The sequence below is a fragment of the Embleya scabrispora DSM 41855 genome (assembly GCF_000372745.1).
GTDB classification, from domain to species: Bacteria; Actinomycetota; Actinomycetes; order Streptomycetales; family Streptomycetaceae; genus Embleya; species Embleya scabrispora.
Genome location: NZ_KB889679.1, coordinates 100,513 through 110,600 on the forward strand (window position 1 = coordinate 100,513; position 10,088 = coordinate 110,600).

Annotated in this window: 9 protein-coding genes; 1 reads left to right on the forward strand and 8 read right to left on the reverse strand. The window is 70.7% G+C overall.

Annotated elements, in window-relative coordinates:
- Window positions 1-121 precede the first annotated feature (121 nt).
- The 8 genes from coaE to rpsA all read right to left on the reverse strand — a co-directional run bounded on the left by coaE (window position 122) and on the right by rpsA (window position 8,924).
- Window positions 122-721 (reverse strand): dephospho-CoA kinase, encoded by a 600-nt coding sequence (gene coaE / locus A3IC_RS0129080; RefSeq protein ID WP_020553594.1) that lies wholly within the window; start codon window positions 719-721, stop codon window positions 122-124.
- Window positions 722-868: 147 nt separating this feature from the next.
- Window positions 869-1,624, reverse strand: coding sequence for a decaprenylphospho-beta-D-erythro-pentofuranosid-2-ulose 2-reductase (dprE2, locus tag A3IC_RS0129085; RefSeq protein ID WP_020553595.1), 756 nt, complete (start codon window positions 1,622-1,624; stop codon window positions 869-871).
- Window positions 1,625-1,671: 47 nt separating this feature from the next.
- Complete coding sequence (gene dprE1, locus A3IC_RS0129090) at window positions 1,672-3,057, reverse strand: decaprenylphosphoryl-beta-D-ribose oxidase (protein WP_026218876.1); 1,386 nt, start codon at window positions 3,055-3,057, stop codon at window positions 1,672-1,674.
- Window positions 3,050-4,024 (reverse strand): decaprenyl-phosphate phosphoribosyltransferase, encoded by a 975-nt coding sequence (locus A3IC_RS0129095; RefSeq protein ID WP_020553597.1) that lies wholly within the window; start codon window positions 4,022-4,024, stop codon window positions 3,050-3,052. The genes dprE1 and A3IC_RS0129095 overlap by 8 nt, the downstream gene beginning before the upstream one ends.
- Before the next feature lie 3 nt (window positions 4,025-4,027).
- The gene (locus tag A3IC_RS57145; RefSeq protein WP_020553598.1) at window positions 4,028-4,591 is read right to left on the reverse strand and encodes a phosphatase PAP2 family protein; all 564 of its coding nucleotides are present in this window, start codon (window positions 4,589-4,591) and stop codon (window positions 4,028-4,030) included.
- A gap of 354 nt (window positions 4,592-4,945) precedes the next feature.
- Entirely contained in the window at window positions 4,946-5,995 is a 1,050-nt protein-coding gene (locus tag A3IC_RS0129105; protein WP_052173859.1) for a TolB-like translocation protein, read from the reverse strand.
- On the reverse strand, window positions 5,985-7,262 hold the full coding sequence (locus A3IC_RS0129110) for an MFS transporter (protein ID WP_020553600.1): 1,278 nt from the start codon (window positions 7,260-7,262) through the stop codon (window positions 5,985-5,987). The genes A3IC_RS0129105 and A3IC_RS0129110 overlap by 11 nt, the downstream gene beginning before the upstream one ends.
- Window positions 7,263-7,436: 174 nt before the next feature.
- Window positions 7,437-8,924: a 30S ribosomal protein S1 gene (gene rpsA / locus A3IC_RS0129115; RefSeq protein WP_020553601.1), complete on the reverse strand. Its 1,488-nt coding sequence runs from the start codon at window positions 8,922-8,924 to the stop codon at window positions 7,437-7,439.
- Between the two features lie 387 nt (window positions 8,925-9,311).
- Here rpsA and A3IC_RS0129120 point away from each other — a divergent pair, with 387 nt between their 5' ends.
- Window positions 9,312-10,070, forward strand: coding sequence for a class I SAM-dependent methyltransferase (locus A3IC_RS0129120; RefSeq protein WP_052173864.1), 759 nt, complete (start codon window positions 9,312-9,314; stop codon window positions 10,068-10,070).
- Window positions 10,071-10,088: the final 18 nt, after the last annotated feature.

A 10,088-nucleotide genomic window follows, 5' to 3' on the forward strand; every position in this document is an offset into this window, starting at 1 on the left:
CCGCGATCAAGTCGTGGGCGCGGACGCGCCTGGCCGCCGCAGTCGCAACGGCCCGCCGGTCGGGCGCCTGCGGGCGACCGGCAGCCGGACGAGCGCAGCGACGTCGCGAGGCCGCGGGGCCTCAGTCGCCCGTCAATCGCTCCCACAACGCCAGAATCTGCGGCTCCAACGCCGAGAGCGGCCCATCGTTGTCGATCACCACATCCGCGACGGCCAACCGCTGCTCCCGAGACGCCTGCGCGGCCATGCGGGCCCGAGCGTCCGCCTCGGCCATCCCCCGCAGTCGGACCAGCCGATCCAGCTGCGTCGCCTCCGCGGCGTCCACCACCACGACCAGGTCGTACAGCTTCGCCAGGTCGTTCTCCGCCAACAGTGGCACATCGTTGACCAGCACCGCGTCCTCCCCGGCAGCGGCCGTCAACTCCGCCGCGCGGTCGCCGACGAGCGGGTGCACGATCGCGTTGAGCGCGGCCAACCGCTCCGGCGACCCGAAGACGATCCGGCCCAGGCCCGGACGGTCGAGCGAGCCGTCCGGCAGCAGCACCCCTTCGCCGAACTCCGCCACCACCGCCGCCAGCCCCGGCGTGCCCGGCGCCACCACCTCGCGGGCGATCCGGTCCGAGTCGATCACCACCGCGCCCAGCTCGGCGAGCCGCCGCGCCACCTCGCTCTTGCCCGCGCCGATGCCGCCGGTGAGCCCGACGTTGCCCCTGCTGCCCATGCCGCGCCCCTCGTACGTCTTCGGGTGGACCAGAACCGGGCCACGGTAGGCCAGGCGCCCTCAGGGTAGAAGGGCGCCGCCCCCGGACACACGCGAGCCCGCCCCGGGCACACCGGGACGGGCTCGGTCGCGACGACGGACCGCGGGTCAGATGTTCAGCTTGCGAAAGATCGGCCGCGGGACGTGCCGCAGCGCGGACATCACGAAGCGGAACTGGCCCGGCACCCAGACCACGGACGACTTGCGACGCAGGCCCTTGACGATCGCCTCGGCGACCACCTCCGGCGTGGTGGCCAGCGGCACGTCCGGCAGGCCCTCGGTCATCTTGGTCCTCACGAAGCCCGGCCGCACCACCATCACGTGCACGCCGGTGCCGTGCAGCTTGTCGCCCAGGCCCTGGGCGAACGCGTCCAGGCCGGCCTTGGTCGAACCGTAGATGAAGTTCGACTTGCGGGCCCGCTCGCCGGCCACCGACGAGATCACCGCGAGCGCGCCGTGGCCCTGCCGGGACAGCGCGTTGGCCGCCGCCAGCCCGGCCGAGACGCCGCCCACGTAGTTGACCTGCGCGACGCGCGCGGCGGCGGCCGGGGACTTCTCGTCCGCGTCCTGGTCGCCCAGGACGCCGAAGGCGAGCAGCACGACGTCGATGTCGCCGGCGGCGAAGACCTCGTCGATGGTCTTCTCGTGGTCGTCGGTCTCGGCCGCGTCGAAGCCGACCACCTCGACCGTGGCGCCGAGGCCGCGCAGCTGCTCGGCGGCCGCGTCCAGCGCGGCGGAGGGGCGGCCGGCGAGCACGACCCGCCGAACCCGCTCGGCGACCATCGCGCGAGCCGTGGTCAGCGCGATCTCGGAGGTGCCGCCGAGAACGAGCAGGGACTGCGGGGCGCCCAGGGCGTCTTTCACGGTGTGTCCTTCACAAGTGGTTCACGAGAAGACGGAAGAGGGGTGGATCAGAGCCCGAGTCGGCGGGCCTGATCGGAGACGAAGATCCCGTCCGGGTCGACCTTGGCCCGCACCTCGCGGAACCGCTCCAGGCGCGGGTACATCCGGGCCAGGTCGGCCGGGTCCATCCGCGAGTCCTTGGCGAGGTAGAACCGGCCCTCGTTGGTCAGCACGATCTCGTCGAGCTGCTTGAGCAGCCGCGCCAGCCCGGGCGTGTTGGTCGGGAAGTCGAGGGTCAGCGTCCACCCCGGCTTGGGGAAGGACAGGAAGCCCGCGTTGCCGGGACCGAACCGCTTGAGCACCGTGAGCGAGGAGGGCGCGCCGTGCGCGCTGATCGTCTCGACCGCCTTGACCAGCCCGTCCTCGCGCCCGAATGGCACCACGAACTGGTACTGGAGGAAGCCGGTCCGCCCGTAGACCCGGTTCCATTCCTGAACCAGGTCCAGCGGGTGGAAGAACCCGGTGATCGACTGCAGTTGGCCGACCTTGTGCTTGGGCGCCTTGCGGTACCACAGCTCGTTGAACAGGCCCATGGTGAGCTTGTTCGGCAGCCGACCCGGCACCAGGTCCGGGACGGTCAGCAGCGAACCGGTGCGAAACCGCAGCGGGTCCCGACGCTTCTTCGCGGGCAGGTCGTCGAGCGCGGCGAACTCACCGCAGGTGAGCACGCATCGGCCCAGGTTGGCGCCCTTGGCCAGGCAGTCCAGCCACGCGACGGTGTAGGTGTACTTCTCGTCCGTCTCGGCCATCAACGCCATGGCCTCGTCGAGGTTCTTCGTCCGGTCGGTGTCCACCGACGCGAGCGAGGTCTCGATGGGCGTCATCCGGATGGTCGCGGACAGGATCAGGCCGGTCAGGCCCATGCCGCCGGCGGTGGCCCAGAACAGCTCCGGGTCGCCATCGGGGGTGATCGTGCGCTCGGTGCCGTCGGCCATCAGCATGTCGATGGACAACACGTGGTTGCAGAAGCTGCCGTCCGCGTGGTGGTTCTTCCCGTGCACGTCGGCGCCGATCGCGCCGCCCACGGTGACCTGCCGGGTCCCCGGGGTGACCGGCACGAAGAAGCCGAGCGGGACGAACAGTTCGATCAGCCGGTCCAGGCTCACCCCGGCCTCGCAGGTGACCAGGCCGCGCTCCAGGTCCACCGCGAGGATCCGGTCGAGGCCGGTCATGTCCAGGACCGTGCCGCCGGCGTTCTGCGCGGGGTCGCCGTACGAGCGGCCCAGGCCGCGGGCGATCACGCCGCGCGAGGTGCGCTGCCCCAGGGCACTCGCGACCTGGTCGCGGTTCGTGGGGCGCACGACGTCGGCGAAGGAGGGGGCGGTGCGTCCCCAACCGTTCAGGCTTACCCGCCGAGCGGTTGGGCGGGCGTCGGCCGACGGGCCGTCAGACATGGAAAACTCCCAGAACAAAGGTGAGAAGCCAGGCGAAGCCAAGGCCGACGAGGACCTTGTCCCTGAGAAGAACGTCCTCGGGGGAGCCCGCGGTTCCGGCATCGACGTAGACGGCGTAGCGCAGGAACGCGAATCCGAACGGCACCAGCGACAACTGGTGCCAGGCCAGCGTGGAATCGCCCTCGGGAATCTGGAATGCCCACAGCGAGTAGGTGAGCAGCGTCACGGAGACCGCCATCTGCCACACGAAGCGCAGGTAGGTGATCGAGTAATTGGCCAGCGAGGCGCGCGTCTTGGCCGCCTCCTCGCCCATCAGGACCATCTCCGAGTAGCGCTTGCCCGCCACCATGAACAACGACCCGAACCCTGCCGTCAGCAGGAACCAGCGCGACAGCGGCAGTTCGGAGGCGGTACCGCCGGCCATCGCCCGGAACAGGAAGCCGGAGGCGACCATGGCCAGGTCGAGCACCACCACGTGCTTGAAGGAGAAGCAGTACGCGACGTTGAGCGCCACGTACAGGCCCAGCACGAGCGCCGTCCCCGGGTTGCAGAGCAACACACCGAGTACGACTGCGGCGACCCCGAGAATCGGCCCCAGCACCCACGCCAGCTTGACCGGCACCACGCCGGAGGCGATCGGGCGGTTGCGCTTGGTCGGATGCTCGCGGTCGGCCTCCACGTCGAACGCGTCGTTGACGTAGTAGATCGCCGAAGCCGCCAGGCAGAACAGCACGAACATGATCGCGGTGTGGCCGAGGACGTAACCCTCGTCCAGCCGTCCGGCCGCGAGCGGCGCGGCGAACACGAGCACGTTCTTGACCCACTGCTTGGGCCGGGCCAGCTTCAACAGGCCACCCGCGAGTCCACCGCGCGGAGGCCGCGTCGGCGTCTCGATCACGGTCGAGGTCGTGGTGGTGACCACGGCCTCCCGCGCGTCGAGCGGCGATTCGATTTCGGATGTACTCAAGACTCAGAACCCTTTCGGACGCTGTGCGCGACGGGCCCAGGCTCGACCCAAGCCGCCGGCGGCGAGACCCATGGTCGCGCCGGCGGCCACGTCGGACGGATAGTGGACGCCCACGACGAGCCGCGAGAAACACGTCGCAGCGGCGGCCGTACCCGTGACCGCGGTGGGCAGCAGGCCGTGGAACGCCACGGCGGCGGCAGCGGAGGACACCGAGTGCGAGGACGGAAAGCTGTGCCGGCCCGCGGTGCGAACCGTCGGCTCCAGGCCCGGTATGGCCGGCCGCGGGCGGCGCACGACGCGCTTGACCACCATGCTGGCCACGTGTGCGCCGGCGACCGTGGCGGTGGCGCGCAGCCACTCGGGCCGACGGTCGCGGTCCACGGCCGCGCCGACCAGGCCGGCCGCGAGCCAGACACCCGCGTGCTCGCCGGCGAACGACAGCGCCTTGCTCGTGCGCTGGACGACCGGATGCCCGGTGCGTCCGCGCACGCCGCGGTACAGGGCGACGTCGGACGCGCCGACCGTCTTGACTACCTGCCCGGTGGCGAACGTCCCACCAAAGGCCATCGATATCCTCATTCCTGCTGCACGTCGAATGGGCGCCCTGCCCCGAAGTCCGGGGGCCTGCGTGCTCCGGCGGTCGTCCCGACCGCCACACGGGCCACTTCCATACGAGCCCGGCGCATGGCACCAATGAGTCAGGGTACGCGAACCGAGCATGGGCCCTTCGCCGAGCCGGCCCGGCGACCACCGGGTGGGGCGCGAGGTGATCGCGCGGGTGCGATACCTCTTCGTTCCAGGTCAGACGCTGTCAAACGGGCGGCCACGCCCGTGCGCGAGGCGATCTTTCGTGACGGAACTGTGGCAGACCCGCAGCCTGCGCGATGCCGGTCCGACGCACAAGCGCGGCCAACCGATCGGTCAGCGCAGCGGCGCCGGGGAGAATCCGCCCGCCACGATGCGCACCGGCGCACCGCTCCCGTCGGCCGGCACCGACCACACGTCGGTGGCCGCGCCCGCCCCGGTCGGCAGTCCGTAGCCGACCGTGCGCTCGTCCAGCCAGATCGCCTGGTCGTCCACGCTGCGGGTCTCCGCGAGCGGTGTCTCGCGCATCGTCGCCAGGTCGAGCACATGCAGGCGCCAGGGGTTGCGGGTGCTCTGCGAGACCTTCTTCTTGAACACCAGGCGGGTGCCGTCCGGGGACAACGACGGACACTCGACGTTCTCGCGCAACACCGTCATGGTGCGGGCCCGTAGATCGCCGCGGACCAGATACGTGCGGCCGGAGCCGTTGGTGGACAGCGTGGCGTAGAACGTGTTGTCGTCGGCGGTGAACGTGACGCCCCAGAAGTTGCGGTCGGGCGACTTGAGTTCCTTGCCGTCCCGGGTGGTGGTGAAGTCCTCCAGGTTCGCCGCCATGGCACCCGTGTGCGTGTCCAGGATCGAGGTCCGGGTGGAGAACGTCATCGACGCGTACGAGTCGCCGTAGACGAACACCGTCCACGAGGCCATCCGACCCGACGCCGACACCCGCGCCCGGTTGGGTGTGCCCGCCAGTTCGACCCGGCGCACCTGGCGCAGATTCGCGTCCAGGACCAGCGCCACATTGGTCCTGGTGATCCCGCCCTCGGTGGCCAGGCACACCGCGGTGCCGCCCGCCGCGTAGACCCGATCGCACGAGCGCTCGCCCACCGTGCGCGGCCCACTCGGATCGCCGGCCGCGACGGTGGCCAGCCGGCCGTATCCCGGGCCCGACTCGGTGCTGCGGAACAGCAGTCGTGGCGTCCCGGTCAGAGTCAGCGGCGGCCCGCCCGGCGCGGTGCCGGAACCGCCGTGCAACCGCTGGTCCTCGCGGTCGACCGCGTACACCGTGTATCCGATGCCGACCCCCGCGAGCAGGACCAGGATCAGCGCGAAGAGCAGAATCCGCCCTTTGGTCAGGGTCGGTTTCACCGGTGCGTCAACGGACATCTCGCACCTGTTCTCCGTCGTGCCGCCCGCGCCCGCCGCCCGCGAGGGCGAGCGCCGAGCCGAGCAGGGCCACCGTGAGCGCGCCGGCCAGGACCCGGATCGCGCCGGCCGGTCCCCAGGCCGTCCACAGCGCGCCGAAGATCATCGAGGACGCGAACCGACCCGCGGCCTGCCCGGTCTGCACCACCGCGAGCCCGCCCGCCCGACCCGACGCGGGCAACCGCGCACCCACCGCCGCCGAGAGCACGCCGTCGGTCGCCGCGTAGAACACCCCGTGCAGCGCGAGCACCGAGATCAACAACCCGACCCCGCCGAGCGGACCGCCGAGCAGCAGGTACGCGGCGAGCAGCACCCCGTGCCCGGCCAGGAACACCCGCCGCCGCCCCACCCGGTCGGCGAGCCGGCCCAGCGGCAGCGCGAGCACCAGGTAGACCCCGGCGGTGCCCAGCGGGAGCAGCGGAAACCAGTGCGGCCGAATCTCCAGCCGGTGCTGGAGCAGCAGGTAGACGAAGGCGTCGCTGACCGTGACCAGGCCGAGCACGGCCGAGGCCGCACACAGCCGGCGGTAGGGCCGATCCCGCAACAGCCGTAGCCCGTCCCGCCATCCGGGCCTGTGCTCGATCGGGTCGCGGTGGTCGCGCACGAACAACACCAGCATCGCGACACCGACCAGGCCGACACAGAAGCTCACCACGAACACCGCGTCGTAGGCGGTGCCCACCGCGGCCAGGATGGCGAACGCCACGAGCGGCCCGGTGAACGCCCCGACGGTGTCCAGCGCACGATGCACACCGAACGCGCGCCCCTGCGCCTGCGGGCTGCTGGACAGCGAGATGAGCGCGTCCCGGGGCGCGGTGCGCAGCCCCTTGCCCGCCCGATCCGCCGCCAGCACGGCGCCGATGCCCGGCACCGAGGCACCGACCAGCGGCAGTCCGAGCTTGGCCACCGCCGATATCCCGTAGCCGGCCACGGCGACCTGCTTGCGCGCGGCGAACCGGTCGGCGAGGTGCCCGCCGACCAGCCGCAGGAAGACCGTGACGCCGGAGTACAGGCCGTCCAGGAAGCCGAATTGGAGCATGGTCAGGCCCAGCCCGGTGACCAGGTAGAGCGGCATCACCGCGGTGACCATCTCGGAGGAGACGTCGGTGACCAGGCTGACCATGCCGAGCGCGATCACGTTGCCGGTGACCACCGCGCCGACCCCCGACGCGGGCCGCTCGACCGCCGCCTCGGTCGCCGATTCCGGACGTCCGGACGAGACGTACACCCCGCACCCTCCCCCGGCTGCCGTGTGACCGTTCCCGACCCTAGCCGCGTTCGCGCGCCGGCACCGGAAAAGCCGAAAGGCCCCACCTCCCCGAAGGGAAGTGGGGCCTTTCCATCCGCCGGTATCGCTACCGGCGGATCACATCGAGCACTGCTCCGGCAGGGCCGACCGAGGTCAGCTCTGGCCGCCGGCCAGCTTCTCGCGAAGCGCGGCGAGCGCCTCGTCGGAGGCCAGGGCGCCACCGGTGGTGTCGGCCTCGACCTCGTCGTCACCGCCCGAGGAGTACGCGCCCGCGGCTTCGCCGGCCACGGCCTCCGCCTCGGCCTCGCGAGCCTTGACGACCTGCTGCTGGTGCGACTCGAAGCGCGCCTGGGCTTCGGCGTACTGCTTCTCCCACTCCTCGCGCTGCTTGTCGAAGCCCTCGAGCCAGTCGTTGGTCTCCGGGTCGAAGCCGTCCGGGTAGATGTAGTTGCCCGCGTCGTCGTAGGTCGCGGCCATGCCGTACAGGGTCGGGTCGAACTCGGCCGTGGCCGGGTCCGCGCCGAACGCCTCGTTGGCCTGCTTCAGCGAGAGGCTGATGCGGCGACGCTCGAGGTCGATGTCGATGACCTTGACGAAGATCTCGTCGCCGACCTGGACGACCTGCTCCGGGATCTCCACGTGGCGCTCGGCCAGCTCGGAGATGTGCACCAGACCCTCGATGCCCTCGTCCACGCGAACGAACGCACCGAACGGAACGAGCTTGGTGACCTTGCCGGGAACGACCTGACCGATCTGGTGCGTCCGGGCGAACTGCTGCCACGGGTCTTCCTGGGTCGCCTTCAGCGACAGGGAGACGCGCTCGCGGTCCATGTCCACGTCGAGGACCTCGACGGTGACTTCCTGGCCGACCTCGACAACCTCGGACGGGTGGTCGATGTGCTTCCAGGACAGCTCGGAGACGTGCACGAGACCGTCGACGCCGCCGAGGTCCACGAACGCGCCGAAGTTGACGATCGAGGACACGACGCCCGTGCGGACCTGACCCTTCTGCAGGGTCGTGAGGAAGGTCTGACGCACCTCGGACTGGGTCTGCTCGAGCCAGGCACGGCGGGACAGGACCACGTTGTTGCGGTTCTTGTCCAGCTCGATGATCTTGGCTTCGAGCTCCTTGCCCACGTACGGCTGGAGGTCACGCACACGACGCATCTCGACCAGCGAGGCCGGGAGGAAGCCGCGGAGGCCGATGTCCAGGATGAGACCACCCTTGACGACCTCGATGACGGTACCGGTGACGATGCCGTCTTCTTCCTTGATCTTCTCGATGGTGCCCCAAGCGCGCTCGTACTGAGCCCGCTTCTTCGAGAGGATCAGGCGGCCTTCCTTGTCCTCCTTCTGGAGAACCAGGGCCTCGATGTGGTCACCGACAGTGACGACCTCGTGGGGGTCCACGTCGTGCTTGATGGAAAGCTCGCGGGACGGGATGACGCCTTCGGTCTTGTAACCGATGTCGAGCAGGACCTCGTCCCGGTCGACCTTGACGATCACGCCATCCACGATGTCGCCGTCGTTGAAGTACTTGATCGTCTCATCGATCGCTGCGAGGAAGTCTTCCTCGGAGCCGATGTCGTTGACCGCCACCTGCGGGGTGGTGCTGGGCGTGGCCTCGGTGCTGCTCGTCATGTGGGTAAGGGCTCCGGGTACGGACAGAAGTCGTTTTCAAACACGCTTGTGGACCCGGTTTCGCCCCCGACGCCCGCGTCCATGCAAGAGGATGGCGTGGGATCGACAAAGGTGAGCGCGACCTGCTCCGTCTGAGTTCACGCAGGCCCGCGGCGCAACTTGCAGCATACGGGGCCGACCGGGTGCGGTCAACGCGCACGGGATGCATGGGGTCAACCGGGACGTCCCGAAGGGAGTACCCTACGCGCGTCCGTGCCCGCCCGCAGCGTCTGGAGCCCTGTGAACCGCCCCATTTCCCACGACCCGCACGCGTCCCTCGCGGCGCAGTACGTCGATCCGGACGAGCTCGACGACGGCGACGACCCGGTGCGGCGCAAGGTGGGCCTGATGGAGAGCGTGCGGGCCGGCCGGCAGTGGTGGGACGCCAACGCCGACGAGTATCAGGTCGAGCACGGCGACTTCCTCGGCGACGCGCGCTTCACCTGGTGCCCCGAGGGGCTGGACGAGGACCGCGTCGGGCTGCTGGGCCCGGTCGAGGGGCGCACCGTCCTGGAGGTCGGCGCGGGCGCGGCGCAGTGTTCGCGCCGGTTGCTCGCGCGCGGTGCGTTTCCGATCGCGCTGGACCTGTCGCTGCGTCAGCTCCAGCACTCGCGCCGACTGGACGACGAGCACGGCACCCGGGTGCCGGTGGTGCAGGCCGACGCGGCGCGGCTGCCGTTCGCCGACGCGAGTTTCGACCTCGCGTTCTCCGCGTACGGCGCGCTGCCGTTCAGCCCGGACGGCGCGGGCATCATGCGCGAGGTGTTCCGGGTGCTTCGGCCGGGCGGGCGCTGGGTCTTCTCGATCACCCACCCGGTGCGCTGGGCCTTCCCCGACGAGCCGGGGCCCGAGGGGCTGACCGCGGTGACCTCGTACTTCGACACGACGCCGTACGTGGAGCAGGACCACACCGGGCGGGCGACCTACGTCGAGCAGCACCGCACGCTCGGGGACCGGGTACGCGAGGTGGTCGGCGCCGGATTCCGCCTCACCGACCTCGTGGAACCGGAGTGGCCGGACGACCTGGACTCGGTCTGGGGCGGCTGGAGCCCGCTGCGGGGGCGGTTGTTGCCGGGGACGGCGATTTTTGTTTGTGAGAAGGGATGAGTTGATCGGGGGCTGGGG